19 protein-coding genes are annotated in these 19214 nt (G+C 66.2%); 8 read left to right on the top strand and 11 right to left on the bottom strand.

Features of this window, described 5'->3' with window-relative positions:
• Positions 1-33 precede the first annotated feature (33 nt).
• Positions 34-921 (bottom strand): LOG family protein, encoded by an 888-nt coding sequence (locus ABIB14_RS07235; protein ID WP_354235204.1) that lies wholly within the window; start codon positions 919-921, stop codon positions 34-36.
• 154 nt (positions 922-1075) lie between these two features.
• On the opposite strand from ABIB14_RS07235, the gene ABIB14_RS07240 reads away from it, so the two are divergent.
• The 4 genes from ABIB14_RS07240 to ABIB14_RS07255 all read left to right on the top strand — a co-directional run bounded on the left by ABIB14_RS07240 (position 1076) and on the right by ABIB14_RS07255 (position 4343).
• Positions 1076-1831, top strand: coding sequence for an amino acid ABC transporter ATP-binding protein (locus ABIB14_RS07240; RefSeq protein WP_354235205.1), 756 nt, complete (start codon positions 1076-1078; stop codon positions 1829-1831).
• A gap of 59 nt (positions 1832-1890) precedes the next feature.
• Complete coding sequence (locus ABIB14_RS07245) at positions 1891-2778, top strand: glutamate ABC transporter substrate-binding protein (RefSeq protein WP_354235206.1); 888 nt, start codon at positions 1891-1893, stop codon at positions 2776-2778.
• Positions 2779-2865: 87 nt separating this feature from the next.
• Positions 2866-3516, top strand: coding sequence for an amino acid ABC transporter permease (locus ABIB14_RS07250; protein WP_354235207.1), 651 nt, complete (start codon positions 2866-2868; stop codon positions 3514-3516).
• Positions 3513-4343, top strand: a complete 831-nt coding sequence (locus ABIB14_RS07255; RefSeq protein WP_354235208.1) for an amino acid ABC transporter permease — start codon at positions 3513-3515, stop codon at positions 4341-4343. Before ABIB14_RS07250 ends, ABIB14_RS07255 begins: the two co-directional genes overlap by 4 nt.
• Positions 4344-4409: 66 nt before the next feature.
• On the opposite strand, the gene dapE is transcribed toward ABIB14_RS07255, so the two are convergent.
• Positions 4410-5534: a succinyl-diaminopimelate desuccinylase gene (gene dapE, locus ABIB14_RS07260; RefSeq protein ID WP_354235209.1), complete on the bottom strand. Its 1125-nt coding sequence runs from the start codon at positions 5532-5534 to the stop codon at positions 4410-4412.
• A gap of 86 nt (positions 5535-5620) precedes the next feature.
• On the opposite strand from dapE, the gene dapD reads away from it, so the two are divergent.
• Positions 5621-6631, top strand: a complete 1011-nt coding sequence (gene dapD, locus ABIB14_RS07265; protein WP_354235210.1) for a 2,3,4,5-tetrahydropyridine-2,6-dicarboxylate N-succinyltransferase — start codon at positions 5621-5623, stop codon at positions 6629-6631.
• A gap of 65 nt (positions 6632-6696) precedes the next feature.
• Positions 6697-7548 carry a hypothetical protein gene (locus ABIB14_RS07270; protein ID WP_354235211.1) on the top strand — a complete coding sequence of 284 codons (852 nt, stop codon included), beginning with the start codon at positions 6697-6699 and terminating at the stop codon, positions 7546-7548.
• Between the two features lie 55 nt (positions 7549-7603).
• Here ABIB14_RS07270 and ABIB14_RS07275 read toward each other — a convergent pair whose 3' ends face one another.
• From ABIB14_RS07275 to fdxA, 5 genes are all read right to left on the bottom strand, one after another.
• Complete coding sequence (locus tag ABIB14_RS07275; RefSeq protein ID WP_354235212.1) at positions 7604-8215, bottom strand: hypothetical protein; 612 nt, start codon at positions 8213-8215, stop codon at positions 7604-7606.
• A 57-nt stretch (positions 8216-8272) separates the two neighbouring features.
• Positions 8273-8932, bottom strand: a complete 660-nt coding sequence (locus ABIB14_RS07280; protein WP_354235213.1) for a TetR/AcrR family transcriptional regulator — start codon at positions 8930-8932, stop codon at positions 8273-8275.
• Positions 8933-9108: 176 nt separating this feature from the next.
• Positions 9109-10392, bottom strand: a complete 1284-nt coding sequence (locus ABIB14_RS07285; RefSeq protein WP_354235214.1) for a citrate synthase — start codon at positions 10390-10392, stop codon at positions 9109-9111.
• 231 nt (positions 10393-10623) lie between these two features.
• On the bottom strand, positions 10624-11772 hold the full coding sequence (dapC, locus tag ABIB14_RS07290; RefSeq protein WP_354235215.1) for a succinyldiaminopimelate transaminase: 1149 nt from the start codon (positions 11770-11772) through the stop codon (positions 10624-10626).
• A gap of 12 nt (positions 11773-11784) precedes the next feature.
• Positions 11785-12111, bottom strand: coding sequence for a ferredoxin (gene fdxA, locus ABIB14_RS07295; RefSeq protein WP_354235216.1), 327 nt, complete (start codon positions 12109-12111; stop codon positions 11785-11787).
• Between the two features lie 152 nt (positions 12112-12263).
• On the opposite strand from fdxA, the gene ABIB14_RS07300 reads away from it, so the two are divergent.
• The gene (locus tag ABIB14_RS07300) at positions 12264-12512 is read left to right on the top strand and encodes a putative acetyltransferase (RefSeq protein WP_354235217.1); all 249 of its coding nucleotides are present in this window, start codon (positions 12264-12266) and stop codon (positions 12510-12512) included.
• A gap of 138 nt (positions 12513-12650) precedes the next feature.
• Here ABIB14_RS07300 and ABIB14_RS07305 read toward each other — a convergent pair whose 3' ends face one another.
• The 3 genes from ABIB14_RS07305 to typA form a co-directional block, all read right to left on the bottom strand.
• A complete protein-coding gene (locus tag ABIB14_RS07305; protein ID WP_354235218.1) occupies positions 12651-13460 on the bottom strand; it encodes a type IV toxin-antitoxin system AbiEi family antitoxin domain-containing protein in 810 nt (269 codons plus the stop codon).
• 384 nt (positions 13461-13844) lie between these two features.
• Positions 13845-14219, bottom strand: coding sequence for a hypothetical protein (locus ABIB14_RS07310; RefSeq protein WP_354235219.1), 375 nt, complete (start codon positions 14217-14219; stop codon positions 13845-13847).
• A gap of 27 nt (positions 14220-14246) precedes the next feature.
• A complete protein-coding gene (typA, locus tag ABIB14_RS07315; RefSeq protein WP_354235220.1) occupies positions 14247-16175 on the bottom strand; it encodes a translational GTPase TypA in 1929 nt (642 codons plus the stop codon).
• 271 nt (positions 16176-16446) lie between these two features.
• Here typA and ABIB14_RS07320 point away from each other — a divergent pair, with 271 nt between their 5' ends.
• A complete protein-coding gene (locus tag ABIB14_RS07320; RefSeq protein ID WP_354235221.1) occupies positions 16447-17388 on the top strand; it encodes an SGNH/GDSL hydrolase family protein in 942 nt (313 codons plus the stop codon).
• 107 nt (positions 17389-17495) lie between these two features.
• Here ABIB14_RS07320 and ABIB14_RS07325 read toward each other — a convergent pair whose 3' ends face one another.
• Positions 17496-19211 (bottom strand): ABC transporter ATP-binding protein, encoded by a 1716-nt coding sequence (locus tag ABIB14_RS07325; RefSeq protein WP_354235222.1) that lies wholly within the window; start codon positions 19209-19211, stop codon positions 17496-17498.
• Between the last annotated feature and the right edge of the window lie 3 nt (positions 19212-19214).

Below are 19214 nucleotides of genomic sequence, written 5' to 3' on the forward strand. Positions count from 1 at the left end.
CTCCATCGTGCCAGACGCGGCAGGGCGCACGGCTCAGGCCAGCGGGCTGTTACCGGCGGGGCCGCTCACCGGACTGCCATTGCCGGCGGTGCCGTTCCCGCTCGGGTCGCGGTGGCGGGCGGCGCCTTCGACTATGAGCTCCACGGCGAGAGCCGGATCATCGACCACCTGCACGAGGCCGAGGTCCTCCGCCGCCATCATGCCCTCGGCAACCAGGGTGGACTGGATCCACTCCAATAGCGGACTCCAGAAGGCCGTGCCGATCAGCACGATCGGGAAGGACGTCACCTTCCGGGTCTGGACCAGGACCATGGCCTCGAAGAGCTCATCGAGGGTGCCCAGGCCGCCGGGCAGCACGATGAATCCCTGGGCGTACTTCACGAACATGGTCTTCCGCGCGAAGAAGTAGCGGAAGTTGATGCCCAGGTCCACCCACTGGTTCATGCCCTGCTCGAACGGCAGCTCAATCCCGAGCCCCACGGAGACCCCGTTGCCCTGGACCGCTCCCTTGTTGGCCCCTTCCATCGAGCCCGGACCGCCGCCGGTGATGACCGCCAGACCTGCTTCGGCCAGGCTGCGCCCGACGTCGACTGCCAGTTCGTAGTTGCGGCTGCCCGGCTGGGTACGGGCGGAACCGAACACGCTGACCGCGGGCCCCAGGTCGGCGAGCGCACCGAAACCTTCCACGAATTCGCTTTGGATCCGCAGCACCCGCCACGGATCTGTGTGCACAAACTGTCCGGGGCCCTGGGTGTCCAGCAGTGTCCGGTCCGACATCGTGACCTTCGCTGCCTTGCGTCGCAGCTCCAGTGGACCCTTATGCCGGATGCCGTTGGCGGGCGGGACATCCCGCCGTCCGGGACCGGCGGTCCCCGCGGGGTTCTGCTCTGGGGTGGGCTGCGCTTCGGTACTCATCCCCATAGGCTAGCGTGGATCTTCTGGTCCGGAGCCGCTCCGCCTCGGCCCTGATCGCGGCGCGGCATGATGCTGACCTGCGGATATCTCTTGGGTCACGATGTGGATCAACTCTCAGTGATTGGCGTCATATTCCGCTAATGTTCGCTAGATTCTTCCTATGACTACTCAAGTGCCCGGCGATGCCCTCGTCTCCCTGAATGCCGTCAACAAGCATTACGGCCAGCTGCACGTCCTCAAGAACATCAACCTGAACGTCCGCAAAGGCGAGGTGGTCGTTGTCATCGGCCCCTCGGGTTCCGGCAAGTCAACGCTTTGCCGAGCCATCAACCGGCTCGAAACCATCGATGACGGGGTCATCAGCATTGACGGCAACGAACTGCCGGCCGAGGGCAAGGACCTCGCCAAGCTCCGGGCCGACGTCGGAATGGTGTTTCAGTCCTTTAATCTTTTTGCGCACAAAACGATTCTGGAGAACATCACGCTCGGGCCGATCAAGGTCAAGGGTGAGCCCAAGGCCCAGGCCGACAAAGAAGCCATGACGCTGTTGGAGCGTGTCGGCGTCGGACACCAGGCTCCCAAACTCCCGGCCCAGCTCTCCGGCGGCCAGCAGCAGCGTGTGGCGATCGCCCGCGCCCTGGCCATGAGGCCGAAGGTCATGCTGTTCGACGAGCCCACCTCGGCCTTGGACCCGGAAATGATCAACGAAGTCCTCGACGTGATGATCCAGCTGGCGAAGGAAGGCATGACCATGATCGTGGTGACCCACGAGATGGGCTTCGCCCGCAAGGCAGCGGACCGGGTGGTGTTTATGGCCGACGGCGAAATCATCGAGGACGCCACGCCCGAAGAGTTCTTCACCAACCCCAAGACCGACCGCGCCAAGGACTTCTTGTCCAAGCTGCTGACCCACTAATCGATCTCTCGATTCGCACCCGGGCTGTCCACCAACAGCCCTTCAATGAAAGGAATGCCATGAAGGCATTTATGACCCGCAGGAAATCCCTTCTGATTGCGGCGTCCGCTGCTGTGGCCCTCGGCCTGAGCGCCTGTGGCGGCGGCAGCGGTGGCAGCTCAAGCGCGCCGCCCGTTGCCGAAAAGCCGAGCTTCGCCGCCGATACCACCATGGCCAAGCTGGCTTCTGCCGGCAAGATCACCATCGGCAGCAAGTTTGACCAGCCCCTGTTCGGCCAGAAAGGCCTGGACGGCAAGCCCGTAGGCTTCGACGTCGAGATCGGCAAGGCCATCGCCGGCAAGCTGGGCATCCCCGCCGACAAGATCGAGTGGGTGGAAACCGTCTCCGCCAACCGCGAGGAATTCATCAAGCAGGGCAAGGTCGACATCATCGTCGCTACCTACACGATCACTGATAAGCGTAAAAACGAGGTTGACTTCGCCGGACCGTACTACGAAGCCGGCCAGGCCCTGATGGTGAACAAGGACAACACCACGATCACCAAGCCCGAAGACGTCAAGGGCAAAAAAGTTTGCTCCGTGACCGGCTCAACGCCTGCCAGCACCATCGTGGAGAAGTATGGAGCTGTGCTCGTCCCGGCGGCAACCTACTCCGCTTGCCTGGAGCCGCTGCGCAACAAGCAGGTTGAAGCCATCACCACCGACAACGTGATCCTCGCCGGTTTCGTGGACAAGGAACCGGAGGCCTTCAAGCTCGCTTCGGACCAGACGTTCACCAAGGAGCCTTACGGCATCGGCCTGAAAAAGGGCGACACCGCTTTCCGTAGCTGGATCAACGACCAGCTCGAAGCGTTCGCCAAGGACGGTACCTACAAGAAGGCCTGGGAAGCTACCGCCGGCAAGGTCATCAAGACCGTCCCGGAACTTCCGGCCATCAACCGCTACTAGCCGGTTTGGCGGCGGCCGGTGCCTTGACCGGCACCGGCCGCCGCTGCCGTCTTCTGCTCGGCCCCCTCAACGCAGCTGAAGGACCCTATGGACGTTATTATTGAAAACCTCCCGGCTTACTGGGACGGATTTCTTAGAACCCTTTTTCTGGCCGTCGTTTCCGGCATTATTTCCTTGATCGTCGGAACCCTGCTGGCGGCAGCCCGGGTTTCCCCGGTGACGGCGTTGCGGGGATTCAGCATGTTTTATGTAGAGATCGTCCGCAATACCCCGCTGACCATCGCCTTCTTCTTCGCAGCCATTGTGCTGCCCCGGCTGGGTGTGACTTTCCAGCAGTTTGAAGTCGCCGCAATCATAGCCCTGAGCGCTTACACCTCGGCCTTTATCGCCGAAGCCGTCCGGTCAGGCGTGAACAGCGTTCCGGTGGGCCAGGCCGAGGCGGCCCGCAGCATTGGCATGGGCTTCGGCCAAGTACTGTCCTACATCGTTTTGCCGCAGGCTTTGCGCACCGTGATTCCGCCGATGATCAACATCCTGATCGCCCTGGTCAAGAACTCCTCGGTGGCCGGTGCGTTCTTTGTCCTCGAACTGTTCGGTGAGGGCAAGCAGCTGGCGAACGCTAACGGTGACAAGGTCCTCTGGGTCCTGGTCGGCGTGGCTTTCTTTTACCTCCTCATCACTGTCCCGCTCGGTATCTTTGCTGCCCGCGTCGAACGAAAGGTGGCGATCGCCCGATGACTTCCGTTCTCTACGACGTCCCCGGGCCCAAGGCCCGCCGCATCTCCTTGATCGCATCGGTCATCGGTGCACTCCTGATCGCGGGCCTGTTGGCGATCGCCGTCGTGACGCTCGCCACGCAGGGGATCTTCGAAGCGCGGCGCTGGGAGATTTTCGGCAACCCCGACGTCTGGAAACTCATTGGCAACGGACTCGGGGCCACCCTGACAGCGGCGGCCGTCGCAGCTGTTATTGCCTTCCCGTTGGGGCTTATGATCAGCCTGCTGCGGATTTCGCTGGTTCCGGCCATCCGCATTCCGATCCGGGTTGTCCTTGAGTTCCTGCGCGGCATGCCTGTGGTGCTGATGATGTTCTTTGTGCTGCTGGTGTTTGGGACCAGTTCCTACGTCGCCGTCGTTGCAGGGCTCGTGCTCTACAACGCCGCCATTTTCGCGGAGATCATCCGAGCCGGCGTCCAGTCGCTGCCCAAGGGCCAGCGCGAAGCAGGCCTGGCCATCGGCCTGACCAGCTTCCAGTCCCGCCTGTTCGTCGAATTGCCGCAGGCGATCCGGCGGATGCTTCCCTCGCTTGTGGCCCAGCTGGTGGTGCTGCTCAAGGACACGTCGTTGGGATACATCGTGGCGTACGGTGAGCTCCTGCGCGCCGTGCAGGTCATGGCTGACTTTCTGGGCCCTCAGTTCCTCTTTCCGATCTTTTTTGTGGCCGCCGCCATCTACATAGCGATCAACCTGGCTGTGTCCCGGCTGGCGATCTGGATCGAACGCCGGGGTTCCAAAAAAGCCGCGGGCGGGATGGCCAAGATCCCGGCGGGCATCGACGCCAAATAGTTACTTAGCAATGCACAATAAGGTCCGGAACCCTGGTTCCGGACCTTATTGCGTTGTTGGGCGGTGCTACACGCCCAGCCAGCTCCGCAGCACGCGCAGGCACTCGCGGACGGCCGCGGCGTCGACGTGTTCGTCATCCGTATGCGCCAGCAGCGCATCTCCCGGGCCGAAGTTGACGGCGGGCACCCCCAGTTCGCTGAACCGCGCCACGTCGGTCCAGCCGTACTTCGGCTTCGGCTTGGCCCCGACGGCGGCGACGAAGGAGGCGGCGGCGGGGTGGTTCAGCCCCGGGCGGGCACCGGCGGCGCCGTCGGTGCGGACCAGCTCGAAGCCGGCCAGCAGTTCGCGTACGTGCTCCTCGGCCTGGTCCAGGGTCTTGTCCGGCGCGAAGCGGTAGTTGATCTCCACCACGCAGCGGTCCGGAATGACGTTGCCCGCGGTCCCTCCGTTGATCCGCACGGCGTTAAGGCTTTCGCGGTAGTCCAGGCCGTCGACGGCGACGGTCTGCGGTTCGTAGACGGCCAGCCTGGCGAGGATCGGCGCCGCGGCGTGGATGGCGTTGCTGCCCATCCAGGCCCGGGCCGAGTGGGCGGCCTCGCCGCGGGTGCTCGCCTCGAACCGGATGGTGCCGTTGCAGCCGCCCTCCACCGTCCCGTCGGTGGGTTCGAGCAGGATGGCGAAGTCGCCCTCGAGGAGGAATCCGTGATTCCGGACCAGCCGGCCCAGGCCGCTCTTGACCCCCTCGACTTCCTCATGGTCGTAAAACACGAAGGTGACGTCCTTGTCCGGTTCCGCGCCGCCGTCGAACAGTCCGGCCGCCAGCGCGAGCTGTACCGCGACGCCGCCCTTCATGTCGGTGGCGCCCCGGCCGTACAGAAGGCCCTCTCCCGGCGCCCCGGAGGGCCAGAAGGAGGGAACGGTGCCCAGCGAGCCCTCGGTGGCCGGCAGCGGGACGGTGTCGAGGTGGCCGGCGAGGATGACCCGCTCGGCCCGGCCCAGGTTGGTGCGGGCGATCAGCGCATCGCCGTCGCGGGTCAGCTCCAGCTGCGGGACGGAGCGGATGGCATGCTCCACCTCGTCGGCCAGCCGGCGTTCCGCCCCCGACACGCTGAAAATATCGATGATGTCCGCGGTCAACAGGGCGACGTCGCGGCGCAGGTCCAGGCGGGCGGGGGCAGTAGGCTCAGTCACCGTTCCACTGTATATGCCCGCCCGCTCGCCCCGACGGACAGTCACCGGTTTCGGTGGACGCCGGGGCCCTCTATAGACTTGGGGGTATGACTGAAACCGCTGCTTCCGCTGTGCCCGACGACGCCCGCTCCGCCTACGGCTACGGGGTCGCAACCATCGCCACACGCGGCGGCAATGCCCTCGTGCTGGATGTCTGGTTCCCGGCGCCGGCCCTCGGGACCGCGGCGGAAAGCCTGAGCGACGTCGCCAACGCGGACCAGTCACTACTCGACATCGCCGCCCACGGCGGCGACCCCGACAGGGGTACCGAGCAGAAGGTGGTCTTCGTCCAGATCCACCTCGATGAGTCCCCGGCCGACACCGCTGATGCGTACCTGCGCCTACACCTGCTCTCGCACCGCCTCGTGCAGCCGAACAGCATCAACCTGGATGGAATCTTCGGCAAGCTCCCCAACGTCGTGTGGACCAACTTCGGCCCCGCCGCCGTCGAGGACTTCGAACTGACCCGGGCACGGCTGCGCCAGCGCGGCGCCGTCACCGTGTACGGGGTGGACAAGTTCCCGCGGATGGTCGACTACGTCATCCCCTCCGGCGTCCGGATCGCCGACGCCGACCGGGTCCGCCTTGGCGCGCACCTGGCCGAAGGCACCACGGTCATGCACGAGGGCTTCGTGAACTTTAACGCCGGCACGCTCGGCGCCTCCATGGTCGAAGGCCGCATCTCGGCCGGTGTTGTAGCCGGCGACGGCTCCGACGTCGGCGGTGGGGCCTCCATCATGGGCACCCTTTCCGGCGGGGGCAAGGAGACCATCTCGCTGGGCGAACGGGTCCTGCTCGGCGCCAACTCCGGCGTGGGCATCAGCATCGGCGACGACTCCGTCGTCGAGGCCGGCCTCTACGTCACGGCCGGCACCCGGGTCCGCGTGATCGGGCCCAAGGACGACGACGGCGGGGACACCAGCCGGATCGTCAAGGCGCTCGAGCTCTCCGGCGTGCCCAACCTCCTCTTCCGCCGCAACTCCACCAGCGGCGAGGTGGAAGTACTCCCCCGCCGGGGGCAGACCGTTGAGCTCAACGAGGCTCTGCACGCCAACTAGGCACCGGCCAGAAACCGGCCGGCCCAGGAATAGACCGGCCCCTCGGGGCCCGAGGGAGTAGTTACGTGGCACGCAGAGGGGGCTGGCGCCGTGGGGCCGTGCTGTTGCTGGCCCTGGCCTTGGTGGCCGGCGCCATCTACACGGCCGTTGGATTCCTGCAACGCTCGGAGACACTCGTCACCGAGCGCTGCACCGCGACGGGGGCCGGCGGCGAGGACCTCGCCACCGACCAGGCGGCGAACGCCGCACTCATCAGTGCCATCGCCGTTCGCCGCGGGCTGCCCGCACGCGCGGCAAGCATCGCCTTGGCCACGTCCATGCAGGAATCAAAGCTCCGCAACATCGGCCACGGCGACCAGGCGGGCCCAGATTCCCGCGGCCTGTTCCAGCAGCGGCCCTCCCAGGGCTGGGGCACCGAGCAGGAAGTGATGGACCCGGTTCATGCCGCCAACGCCTTCTACGATGCGCTCGTGAAGATTCCCGGCTATGAGTCGCTTCCCATCACCGAGGCCGCCCAGGAGGTCCAGCGTTCGGCGTACCCGGGGGCGTACGCCCAACATGAGCCGATGGCCCGGGCTTTCGCTTCGGCCCTGACCGGCTACACCGCGCCGGGCCTCGATTGCTCGCTTCGCAAGCCGGAGACAGCCGGCGACCCTGGCCAGATCCAGCAGCGGCTGGCTTCGGCCTTCGGCGCCATCCCGGCGACGACGGCAGGCCGGACGGTGACCGTTTCGGCCGAGGCCACCCAGGCATGGGCCGTGGCCCAGTGGGCGGTGGCCAATGCGAAGGCGCTTGGCATCACCGAGGTCCGGGTGGACGGGCATAGCTGGACCCGGCTCTCGCACAACGGCTGGCAGGCCGCGAACGCGCCCGCCGGGCAGGTCACCATCACCGTGGCCGCTGACCCGGCGGCTTAGCTGTCCGCTTCGGCCCCGTGCCGGAGCGGCCGCGCGGTTTGGCCGTGCCGCAGGTTCAGACCAACAGCTCGACGACCGGCCGGACATAACTTCTGAACAGCTCCGGATCAGAAAGCAACGCAGAACTCATAACGATCCTGTCCGGCTCCAAGAACCAGGCCCGCGGTTCGGCGAGGGGCAGCTCGATAATAGTCAGTTCGAAATCGCGCGCGGCCCGACCGACTTCCAGCAGCCGGTCGTCCACCAGGTCGGCCAGCAGTTGCGTGGCACCGTTGGCGTCCCGCTCGGCTTCGAGGGCCAAGTACTCCCCCCGGCGTTCGCGGGCCCAGTTGAGGGCTGCGCCGAAGTGCGCTTGGAGCACGCGCCGGAGGGCTGGCGAGTTCCCGAACTCGCGAAATCCCGGCGGCCCAAGATCCGGTTCCATTTCGGGCTGGGATTTCAGCAGCTGGGCCCACCACGCCTCCCATTCGGTCTTCAAGGCACCGACGCCGCCCACCTCATCGACGAGGTGCGCATGGTCGGAGGGCCGGATCTTCGGGGCTGCGTGGCAGAGGGCAGGATGTCCCGCGGCGTCCAGGCCGGCCGCGTCGCGAACATACAGTGCAATGAGCATGGGACCTGAGGTGTCCATAGTGATCCGCCAGCCGGGTCCGCCGGTATGATGCATCCGATTGCCTCCCTTGACAAGCCGTGTTTTCCAGTCTATTCCTGAAGCGGGCGCAGGTTAATGGGTCAACGGTGCGGCAGCGCGGCTGTCGAGGCTGGTCAGATGGGCGTCGAGCACATCGTGGCACATTTGCGCAGTCATCCACTCCGGCTGCAGCAGCGCATGCATGGTCAGGCCGTCCAGGGTCGCCAGCAGCCTCTCCGCCTCGGTAACCAACTGCTGCTGGTCCGGGCCTTCCGGGGCGGCGACCCCGCCACCGGCGCCTTGGGACAGGTCCATCATCAGCCGGCCGACGACGGCGGCCACAGTGCGGTGGCTGCGGTCAGCCTCCGGGGCCAGGAACGGCCGGGTCCGGGCGGCGTTCTTGAAAGCCATCCAGACGCAGGCATCGACGGCGCGCTCATCGTCCAGGGGTAAGAATTCCCCCAGCAGGGTTAACACGCCCCGGCGGTGCTCCTCGGATCCCGGGGCGGCACCGGCCAGTCTTGCCTCGGCGGCCCCGAGCCGCCCGGCGATCCGGTCCACCACTACGCCGAAGGAGTGGGCCAGGAGTTCGTCGCTGCTGGCGAAGTAGTGCCGGACGGAGCCCACGGCCAGCCCCGCTTCATCCGCCACTTCGCGGAGCGAGGCCCGTTCGAGCCCGTCCGCCGCGACGATCCGGAACACGGCTTCGACAACGTCCTGGCGCCGCAAAGCGGCGTCGACAAATTTGGGCATTGCTCCTTTTTAGCACGGATGAGCTCTCTCGCGTTGACCCCGCGCCAGTCACAGGAGCAACTCCAGCACCGTGTCTTCCCATACCGTGGCTGCCGCAACAAAAGACGCCGGCCGCGGACCTCATGCTCGAGGTGCGCGGCCGGCGTCGTGGGTCCTTCTCAGTCTGGGGTCACGCGTCAGACGGCGGGGTAGTCCCGTTCCGGCTCTCCTGTGTAGAGCTGGCGCGGGCGGCCGATCTTGGTGTTCGGGTCGCTAATCATTTCACGCCACTGGGCAATCCAGCCCGGCAGGCGTCCGATCGCGAACAGCACGGTGAACATCTTCTCCGGGAAGCCCATGGCCTTGTAGATCAGGCCGGTGTAGAAGTCCACGTTGGGGTAGAGCTTGCGCTGGATGAAGTAGTCATCGCCCAGGGCCTTCTCTTCCAGGCGGAGCGCAATTTCCAGGAGTTCGTCGTTGCCGCCGAGCTTGCCGAGAATCTCATGGGCCGTGGCCTTGACGATCTTGGCACGCGGATCGTAGTTCTTGTAGACGCGGTGCCCGAAGCCCATCAGGCGGACGCCGTCTTCCTTGTTCTTGACCTTCTCCATGTAGTCCTCGGGCTTGATGCCGTCGGCCTGAATCTGGCGGAGCATCTTGAGCACTGCCTCGTTGGCGCCGCCGTGGGCGGGGCCGAAGAGGGCGTTGATGCCGGCGGACACGGAGGCAAAGAGGTTGGCGTTGGAGGAGCCGACCAGCCGGACCGTGGAGGTCGAGCAGTTCTGCTCGTGGTCCGCGTGCAGGATCAACAGCAGGTCAAGGGCCTTGGCCACCACGGGGTCCACCTCGTACTGCTCGGCCGGGAGACCGAAGCTCAGGCGCAGGAAATTCTCCACGAGGTTGTGCGAGTTGTCCGGGTACAGCATGGGCTGGCCGACGGACTTCTTCAGAGCGTACGCGGCGATGACCGGCATCTTGGCCAGCAACCGGTAGGTGGAAACCTCAACGTGCTCGGGGTTGAACGGGTCCAGCGAGTCCTGGTAGAAGGTCGACAGTGCGGACACTGCCGAGGAGAGCACCGGCATCGGGTGGGCGTCGCGCGGGAAGCCGCTGAAGAAGCCCTTGAGCTCCTCGTGCAGCAGGGTGTGGTGACGGATCCGCTGGTCGAATGCGTCCAGCTCGGCCGGCGTCGGGAGGTTTCCGTAAATCAGCAGGTAGGACACCTCGAGGAAGCTCGAGTGCTGGGCGAGCTGCTCGATCGGGTAGCCCCGGTAGCGCAGGATGCCGGCGTCACCGTCGATGTAGGTGATAGCCGAGGTGGTGGCCGCGGTGTTCATGAAACCGGGGTCGAAGGCCACGGCGCCGGTCTGCTTCAACAGCTTGGAAACGTCGTAGCCTTCGTTTCCTTCAACAACCTTGATGCGCGGGAGCTCGAGCTCGCCGCCGTCAAAACGCAGGGTAGCGCTGGTGGTCTCAGTCATGGATTCTCCTCATGGGGCGTCAGGGCCCCTGTTGAAAGCTTGATCCAACATCTGGTAAAGCCGTCCACGGAACCTGTATCTGAACACGGATTCCAATGGCTGCGCTGCCTTCTTGTGGAAAGCCACCATTGATAGTCAGTTAAAAACTACCGGGAGTTCGCGGGTGGCACTAATCCGGGGGCCCTTCAGGGCGCGCAGATCGCGCCTCTTGTGGCCCGCATCACGTCATTGTTACGGTCCCGGGGCCAGCCGCGCGACGGCGGCGTCGATCCGTTCGTCGGTGGCCGTCAGCGCCACCCGGATGAAGCCGTTGCCGGCGTCGCCGTAAAAGACGCCCGGGCCGACGACGATTCCCCGGTCGGCGAGCCTGCCGACGGTGTCCCAGGTCGGCTCTCCTGCCGTGGCCCAGAGATAGAGCCCGGCACGGGATTCATGGATGGTCAAGCCGAAACCCTCCAGCGCCGGGACGATCCGCTCGCGCCGTCCGCGGTACCGGTCCTTCTGGGCCGCAACGTGGGAATCGTCCCCGAGAGCCACCCGCATGGCTTCCTGGACCGGGTAGGGCACGATCATGCCGGCGTGCTTGCGGCTGTTGACCAGGTTGGCCATGATCGCGCCGTCGCCGGCCACAAAGGCGGCGCGGTAGCCGGCCAGATTGGACTGTTTGCTGAGCGAGTAGACCGCCAGGAGACCCTCGTGGGAGCCCCCGGCCACCCGCGGGTCAAGGATGCTGGGGACCGGCGAGCCACCCCGCTGGACGTCCCAGTCGCCCCAGCCGAGTTCGGCGTAGCACTCGTCCGAGGCCACCACGGCACCGAGCTCGCGGGCCTGGTCGACGATCCGTTTCAGCGACGCGGCGTCACGGACGCTGCCGGTGGGATTGGCCGGCGAATTCACCCAGACGAGGCGTACGCGGCGCCGGGTGGCGGTGTCGAGTTCGTCGAGGTCGTCCGCGGCCACGTGCTCGGCGCCGGTGAAGGTGGCCCCGATGTCGTACGTGGGGTAGGCGACGGTGGGCCGGACGACGACGTCGCCCGGCTTAAGGCCGAGCAGGAAAGGCAGCCACGCCACGAGTTCCTTGGATCCGACGGTGGGCATCACATGCTGCGGATCCAGTCCGGGGACGCCGCGGCGTCGGGCAAACCAGGCCACAACCGCCTCCCGCAGGGCCGGCGTGCCGTGCACCGTGGGGTAGCCGGGGGCGTTGGCCGCCGCGCGGAGGGCTTCCTGCACCAGGGCGGGCGTGTCGTCCACGGGGGTGCCGATCGAGAGGTTGGCCAGGCCCCCGGGATGTTCGGCGGCGCGCGCCAGATAGGGCGCCAACGCTTCCCACGGGTAGTCGGGCAGGCTAAGGCCGAAGCTACGCACCGCAGAACTCACTGTTACGCCGTCCTAGTCGTCTTGGTTCTGCGGCGGCAGGGCGGCAATCATGGGGTGGTCCGTGTGGGTGTTACCGATCTTGGCGGCGCCGCCCGGGGAGCCGAGCACGTCGAAAAACTCGACGTTGGCCTTGTAATATTCGGCCCACTCATCCGGGGTGTCGTCCTCGTAGTAGATCGCCTCCACCGGGCAGACCGGCTCACAGGCGCCGCAATCCACGCACTCGTCCGGGTGGATGTACAGGGAACGCTCACCCTCGTAGATGCAATCGACGGGGCACTCTTCAATACATGCCTTGTCCTTGACATCTACACACGGCTGCGCGATTACGTACGTCACGTCCCTGGCCTCTCCACGTTGGTTCCGGCATCCCGCCGGTTTTGCTCCCGGCTTGGGCGCCGGGCTGCTGACTTCTGAGCCTATTATCTCCCAGGCAGTTCCCGCGAACCTAGCCGGGCGTCACAGTGCCCGGCCCCCCCTACTATGGACACGTGACATTAGCGACGCCCGGGCCGCAGCATTTCCTCTCCGACGCGCCCCTGGGCACCCGCGTGGTGGTGCGCTACCGGATCGAGGGCGGCGTCACGGATGCCCTCGGCGAGCTCGTGGCCAGAGCCGACGGCGGTTGTACCGTCCGCACCCGGCGCGCCGACGTCGTGATCCCGCTCGTGCTCGTCGTGGCCGCCAAGCAGGTTCCGCCCGCCCCTCCGCGCCGGCCCCGGGGACATGCCCTCCCCTAACCCCCTCCAGCGGACATGCCCTCCCCTGCCTTTGGGCAATGGACATAATGTCTATATGCCCATCCCTTGGGTCACGCGCGGGACATGTCCGGCTTCGGCCGTCCCAGGGCGCCCTTTGACAGCGGGACATGCCCATCCTTAGGCGGCCACAGAGAGCCTGTTCAGCGTGTCGCTTACCAGTGCAATGAATTCCTGTGGCCGGTACCTAAGCAACGGATAGCTCACAACCAGGGTAGGCACGCCCAGACGGGTTGTGACGTTCCACCGGCGTCGGTCTTCCTCAAAACTTGCCCGGTCCATATGAAACCCGGCACCATCGGTCTCGATGCCAAGTCGGCCGTCCACCATGAGATCCAGGTGTCCCATGCCCGGGATATTTACCTGTGATTCGACGTGGTAGCCGGCCCGCCGCAAATGGAACCTGGCCAAACACTCGATCACGGACTGTGACTGCGGGACGATGGACGCTACGATCCGTCGTTCGCGGGCATCATTTCGGCCGGTCAGTCGCTGGCGCAGCTCCGAGAGCGGCAGGTCCTTGAGTACGACGGCGGATTCCGCAATGGCGAGAGCGTCCAGTTCCGGCAGGCAGCGCAGGCTCTGGATCACGGTGTCCGCAAGTGTCGGCGGCGCGACAATCCGGTGGCAGACGAAGCCCGGGTAAGAGCGGCTGTGCGTCAATGCGACGTGGGGCTGGCTCGGTACTCGCACAATCCAAAGCCCGCGGAGTTCGGCTGCGCTGACGCATGCTGGCTCGCCCGGCAGGGAGCGGATGGCGATCAGTTGCGGGTCGGCGCCGGGCAGCGCGTAGACCCCCCGGGCAACCCGGGTCAGGGTGCCGCCGGCCATGGCGGCGTGGAGCTGGGCGCTGGAAACCCCTGCCGCGGCCAGATGCTTAGCCCGGGCTACGCCGTCGAATTCGGCAATGACTTCGTTGATTTTGACCATAGGGACATGGTGACGCTCCCGGGTCGAACGGCGGCAGCCGGGAACGGCGCTATGTGCACAACCACTTGTCCAGCGGCGGAAAGTTGCACCGGGCAGGTCCAACGATCACCTCCGGACATGTCCGTCGCGGGGCGTGAGCGATGAGCATATGCCCGAGACGCTCACCCCGGGTCTGAAAAATAAGCATGTCCACCCGGGCACGCCGGGAACGGGCATCTCCAACGATCGCCTCCGGACATGTCCGTCGCGGGGCGTGAGCGAAGAGCATATGCCCGTTATGCCCAGCCCTGGGCCTCAAGAATGAGCATGTCCACCGGGCAGGCAGGGAATGGGCATGTCCCACGAGTGCCGTAGCCGCGCAACGAATCCCCCGCGCACAGCTGGCTAGCCGCGGCGTGCGTAGCGGCGGCACCAGGCGAGCATGCCCACCGTGACCACGGCAATCCCGAAGATCCACAGGTTGCCGGCCAGGTCGCCGAGGATCAGGCGGCGGCCCGGCTCCAGGGTGGACCACCAGCCGGTGAGCGCGTAGCATCCCGCTCCGCAGACGGCCGTCGGGACAGCGGACCTAAACGCTGCCCCCAGCAGCAGTTCCACGGACGCCAGCAACACCAGCGCGGCCACGGCGCCCCAAGGCAGCTCGACTCCGCCTACGGGCATATCCTGCCGGTGCAGGGCGGTGCCGGCCAAGGCAACAAAAAGAGCTGCCGGCAGGGCGGCGGCAATACCGCCTGCCCTACCGGCAGCTCTCGTGGTCATGTCGCAGCCGGAGCCCGGAAGCCGGGATCAGGCCTTGGCGCGTGCCCGGTTGGACTTGGCGCGCTGGTTGACGTCCAGGATGAGCTTGCGGATGCGGATGGAATCCGGCGTGACCTCGACGCACTCGTCTTCACGGGCAAATTCGAGCGATTCCTCGAGCGTCAGGTCGCGCGGCGGCGTCAGGTTCTCGAAGGTGTCCGAGGAAGCGGCGCGCATGTTGGTGAGCTTCTTTTCCTTGGTGATATTGACGTCCATGTCGTCAGCGCGGGAGTTCTCGCCGACGATCTGGCCTTCGTAGACCTCGGAGGTGGGGCGCACGAAGAACGAGCCGCGCTCCTGCAGGTTGATCATGGCGAACGGCGTCACAACACCGGCGCGGTCGGCGATCATCGAACCGTTGGTGCGGTACTCGATCGGACCGGCCCACGGCTCGTAGCCCTCGGAGATTGAGGCGGCGATGCCGGCGCCTCGGGTGTCCGTGAGGAACTTGGTGCGGAAACCGATGAGGCCACGGGCAGGAACGATGAACTCCATGCGGCACCAGCCGGTGCCGTGGTTGGCCATGTTGGTCATGCGGCCCTTGCGGGCTGCCATCAGCTGCGTGACGGCGCCCAGGTACTCTTCGGGCACGTCGATGGTCATGTGTTCCATCGGCTCGTGGATCTTGCCGTCGACGGTCTTGGTGACAACCTGCGGCTTACCCACGGTCAGCTCGAAGCCTTCGCGGCGCATCTGCTCCACCAGGATGGCCAGCGCGAGCTCGCCACGGCCCTGGACTTCCCAGGCGTCCGGGCGCTCGGTGGGGAGGACCTTGATGGAGACGTTACCGATCAGTTCCTTGTCCAGGCGGTCCTTGACCTGGCGGGCCGTGACCTTGGCGCCCTTGACCCGGCCGGCCAGCGGCGAGGTGTTGATGCCGATGGTCATGGAGATGGCCGGGTCGTCGACGGTGATCAGCGGCAGCGGCTGCGGGTTGTCGACGTCGGTCAGGGTCTCACCGATGGTGATTTCCTCGATACCGGCGACGGCGACGATCTCGCCGGGGCCGGCGGACTCGGTCGGCACACGGTCCAGTGCCTTGGTGGCCAGCAGTTCGGTGATCTTGACGTTCTTCAGTTCGCCGTTGGCGCGGGCCCACGCAACGGTCTGGCCCTTGCGCAGGGTGCCGTTGTAGATGCGCAGCAGTGCCAGGCGGCCCAGGAACGGGGAGGCGTCCAGGTTGGTAACGTGCGCCTGGAGGACACCGTTCGGGTTGTAGGTCGGCGCCGGGATGTGCTCAATAATGGCCTTGAAGAGCGGCTCGAGGTCCTCGTTCTCCGGAGCGGAGCCGTCTGCCGGCTGCTCAAGGGACGCACGGCCGACCTTGGCGGCGGCGTAGACGACCGGGACGTTGAGGATCTTGTCCAGGTCCAGGTCCGGAACTTCGTCGGCGAGGTCGGAGGCCAGGCCCAGGAGCAGGTCCATGGACTCGTGGACTACTTCTTCGATCCGGGCATCGGGACGGTCGGTCTTGTTGACCAGGAGGATCACCGGCAGGTGCGCGGCGAGGGCCTTGCGGAGGACGAAGCGGGTCTGGGGCAGCGGGCCTTCAGATGCGTCGACGAGGAGGACGACGCCGTCGACCATGGACAGGCCGCGCTCGACCTCGCCGCCGAAGTCGGCGTGGCCGGGGGTGTCGATGACGTTGATGGTGATGGTCTCGCCCTGGGAGGACGGTCCGTTGTAGGCCACGGTGGTGTTCTTGGCCAGGATGGTGATGCCCTTTTCGCGCTCGAGGTCACCGGAGTCCATGACCCGGTCTTCGAGGTGGTTGTGCGCGGCAAAGGAATTGGTCTGCTTGAGCATGGCGTCGACCAGGGTGGTCTTGCCGTGGTCAACGTGGGCCACGATCGCGACGTTGCGCAGGTCACTGCGCGATGCAGTGGCTACCGCGGTGTTGGTGGTGGTTTCAGACATGCGTTATTGCTCGATTCAGTGGTGAAGTCAGCTGTTGTATCGCGACATTTCCAACCGGAACGCACGACGGATGAACCCATAAAGACAGGGCTCCTTCCCCCCATTCTAGACGCTCGGGCATTTATTGGCCTAAAAACCGAAGCGGCCGCACAACCCCGGCACCAGCCGCAGGGAGGGGAACACGCCCACAAAAGTGAGCAAGGTCACTTTGTTTTGATCCCGCCATGCCCCATGATGGCTGTGATAACAGCACGCCAGCCCGGAGACAGCAATGCACAACGCCTCGGCCCTGTTCCGCATCGTCGCACCGATGATCGCCGTAGGCGTATTGATGGGCGGTTGCGGCCAGACCCAGTCCCAATCCGACCCAGCCCCCTCCTCCAACACCGCCCCCGTCTCCAACACCGCCCCCGCCTCCAACACCCCACCCGCCTCCGGCGCCAGCACTGTGCCCGCTGCCAGCGGCAAGGCCGGCCGTGTTCCAGCCGGCGCCCCTGGCGAGCCCGTCGCGGCCGGGGCCGCCCCGATGTCCCGGCTCCTCCCCGGTTCGGATCCCGAATCGATGCCCGCCGGCACCCTATACCGTAACCCCGTTAACGGCCGCGACGAGGTGATCGTCAAGGACATCCGGCACACTGCCGTGCTGATCGGCGACTCGCAGTCCGAGCCCGTCACCGGCTGGACCCGCCAGGGCCTCGGCCGGGCCGGCTACGGCGTGTTCTTCTGCGGCCTCGGGGGCACCGGATTCGTCGCGGCGAACGGCAAGACCGGAAACTACATCGACGCCCTGCAGCGCGGTGACTGGAAGCTGCCCTACGGTGCCCCGCCCCTGGTGGTGATCCAGGGCGGCGGCAACGACGCCGCCCGCGGCGCCACCGACGCCCAGATCGCCGCCAATGCAGACCGCCTCGTCGCGGCCCTCCGGCAGCGCTACCCCGGCAGCAAGATGCTCATGATCGGCACGCTGGCCCGCGGCGCGAACTACGGCGGCGGGCGCCGCACTCAGGTGGACACGCTGCTCGGGACCATCGCCGCCAGGCAGGAAATCCCTTTCGTCAGCGTCGGCGACTGGCTCACCAAGTACGACCTCACCCGGCTGCTGGTCGACGGCGTGCACATGAACGCCGAAGGCAACGTCGCCCTCGGCGTGCTGCTCGGCAAACGGCTGCAGGACATGGGGATACGGGCGGACGACGCCGCGGCCGCCGGCTGAGTGCCGGCGCACCCGCCACCCCGCCAAGACAGAGGGCGTAAAAGGAAGGAGCCGGTGCCCGCCCCGCGGGGTGGACACCGGCTCCTTTGCTTAAGGCACCTGCCGGATCAGGCCGCTTCCGGAGGAAGCATGAGGCCGGCGCCGGGGATGGCATTGAGCAGGGCCTTGGTGTAATCCTGCTGGGGCGCATCGAACACGTCGTCCGTGGAGCCGGTCTCGACGAGCTTGCCCTTCTCCATCACGCAGACGTGGTCGGCGATCTGCCGCACCACCGCGAGGTCATGGGTGATGAACAGGTAGGTCAGGCCCAACCGGGACTGCAGCTCTGCGAGCAGGTTCAGCACCTGCGCCTGGACCAGCACGTCCAGGGCAGACACGGCCTCGTCGCAGATGATGACATCGGGGTCGAGGGCCAAGGCACGCGCAATCGCGACGCGCTGCCGCTGGCCGCCGGAGAGTTCGTTCGGGTACCGCTGCATGGTGGACTGCGGGAGCGCCACCTGGTCCAGCAGTTCCCGGACCTTCTTCTCGCGGCTGGCCTTGTCCCCGATCTTGTGGGTCCGCAGCGGCTCCTCGATGGTCCGGAAGATGTTGTACATCGGGTCGAGCGAACCGTACGGGTCCTGGAAGATCGGCTGCACCCGGCGCCGGAACGCGAAGATCTCCTTGCTGTTCAGCGTGGACGTGTCGACGCCGTCGAACACGATCCGGCCGGAGGTGGGCTGGAGCAGGTTCAGGACCATCTGCGCCACCGTGGACTTGCCGGAACCAGACTCCCCCACAATCGCCGTCGTAGTGCCGCGCTTGACGCTGAAGGAGACGTCGTCCACCGCGGTGAAGTCGGTGGAGCGGCCCAGGCCGGAACGCAGCTTGAAGACCTTGCGCAGGTTTTCAATCTGCAGGACCTCATCCGGCATGGCAGCTGCGGCGACGACGTCCTCGTCGGGCGCCAGTAGGTCATCGGATTCGACGCCGAGTTCCTTGGCGGACTGGATGCGGCGCGACGCCAGAGACGGCGCCGAGGCGACCAGTCGCTTGGTGTACGGGTGCTGCGGGTTCTGCAGCAGTTCCAGGGACGGCCCGGATTCCACCACCTGGCCGCGGTACATCACCACGACCTTGTCCGCACGTTCGGCGGCGAGGCCCAGGTCGTGGGTGATCAGCAGGACGGCCGTTCCGAGTTCGGTGGTCATTTTGTCCAGGTGGTCCAGGATCTGCCGCTGCACGGTCACGTCCAGGGCCGACGTCGGCTCATCGGCGATGAGCAGGCGCGGCTGGCAGGACAGACCGATGGCGATCAGGGCCCGCTGGCGCATGCCGCCGGAGAACTCATGCGGGTACTGCTTGGCCCGCCGGGCCGCATCGGGCAGGCCGGCCTCGGACAGCACCTTGGCGACGTCGTCCGCGCTGTCCGGCAGGCCGTTGGCCTTGAGCGTCTCGCGGACCTGGTAGCCGATCTTCCAGACCGGGTTCAGGTTGGACATCGGGTCCTGCGGGACCATACCGATGCTGTTGCCGCGCAGTTCGATCATCCGCTTTTCGCTGGCGTGGGAAATGTCCTCGCCGTCAAAGAGGATTTGGCCCGCGGAGACCCGGCCGTTGCTGGGCAGCAAGCCGATGGCGGCCAGGGCCGTCGTCGACTTGCCGGAACCTGACTCCCCCACGATTGCCACGGTTTCGCCCGGCATCACGGTCAGGTGGGCGTTGCGGACGGCGTTGACTTCGCCGCCGCTGGTGTTGAAGCTGATGGCCAGGTCTCTGATCTCAAGGAGCGGACGCCCGGCGCCTGTGCCTTCTTCACGGATTTCAACAGGGGCGTTCATGGC

Origin of the sequence: Arthrobacter sp. UYEF3, from assembly GCF_040546245.1 — a bacterium.
In the GTDB taxonomy this organism is placed as follows: domain Bacteria; phylum Actinomycetota; class Actinomycetes; order Actinomycetales; family Micrococcaceae; genus Arthrobacter.

Bases quoted from the DNA above. Each gene is read 5' to 3' on its own strand.
- ABIB14_RS07325 (WP_354235222.1), bottom strand. From the start codon at position 19,211: ATGAACGCCCCTGTTGAAATCCGTGAAGAAGGCACAGGCGCCGGGCGT.
- ABIB14_RS07240 (WP_354235205.1), top strand. From the start codon at position 1,076: ATGACTACTCAAGTGCCCGGCGATGCCCTCGTCTCCCTGAATGCCGTC.
- dapD (WP_354235210.1), top strand. From the start codon at position 5,621: ATGACTGAAACCGCTGCTTCCGCTGTGCCCGACGACGCCCGCTCCGCC.
- ABIB14_RS07305 (WP_354235218.1), bottom strand. From the start codon at position 13,460: ATGGTCAAAATCAACGAAGTCATTGCCGAATTCGACGGCGTAGCCCGG.
- ABIB14_RS07245 (WP_354235206.1), top strand. From the start codon at position 1,891: ATGAAGGCATTTATGACCCGCAGGAAATCCCTTCTGATTGCGGCGTCC.
- ABIB14_RS07280 (WP_354235213.1), bottom strand. From the start codon at position 8,932: ATGCCCAAATTTGTCGACGCCGCTTTGCGGCGCCAGGACGTTGTCGAA.
- ABIB14_RS07250 (WP_354235207.1), top strand. From the start codon at position 2,866: ATGGACGTTATTATTGAAAACCTCCCGGCTTACTGGGACGGATTTCTT.
- ABIB14_RS07285 (WP_354235214.1), bottom strand. From the start codon at position 10,392: ATGACTGAGACCACCAGCGCTACCCTGCGTTTTGACGGCGGCGAGCTC.
- ABIB14_RS07320 (WP_354235221.1), top strand. From the start codon at position 16,447: ATGCACAACGCCTCGGCCCTGTTCCGCATCGTCGCACCGATGATCGCC.
- typA (WP_354235220.1), bottom strand. From the start codon at position 16,175: ATGTCTGAAACCACCACCAACACCGCGGTAGCCACTGCATCGCGCAGT.
- ABIB14_RS07310 (WP_354235219.1), bottom strand. From the start codon at position 14,219: ATGACCACGAGAGCTGCCGGTAGGGCAGGCGGTATTGCCGCCGCCCTG.
- ABIB14_RS07275 (WP_354235212.1), bottom strand. From the start codon at position 8,215: ATGCATCATACCGGCGGACCCGGCTGGCGGATCACTATGGACACCTCA.
- ABIB14_RS07235 (WP_354235204.1), bottom strand. From the start codon at position 921: ATGGGGATGAGTACCGAAGCGCAGCCCACCCCAGAGCAGAACCCCGCG.
- ABIB14_RS07255 (WP_354235208.1), top strand. From the start codon at position 3,513: ATGACTTCCGTTCTCTACGACGTCCCCGGGCCCAAGGCCCGCCGCATC.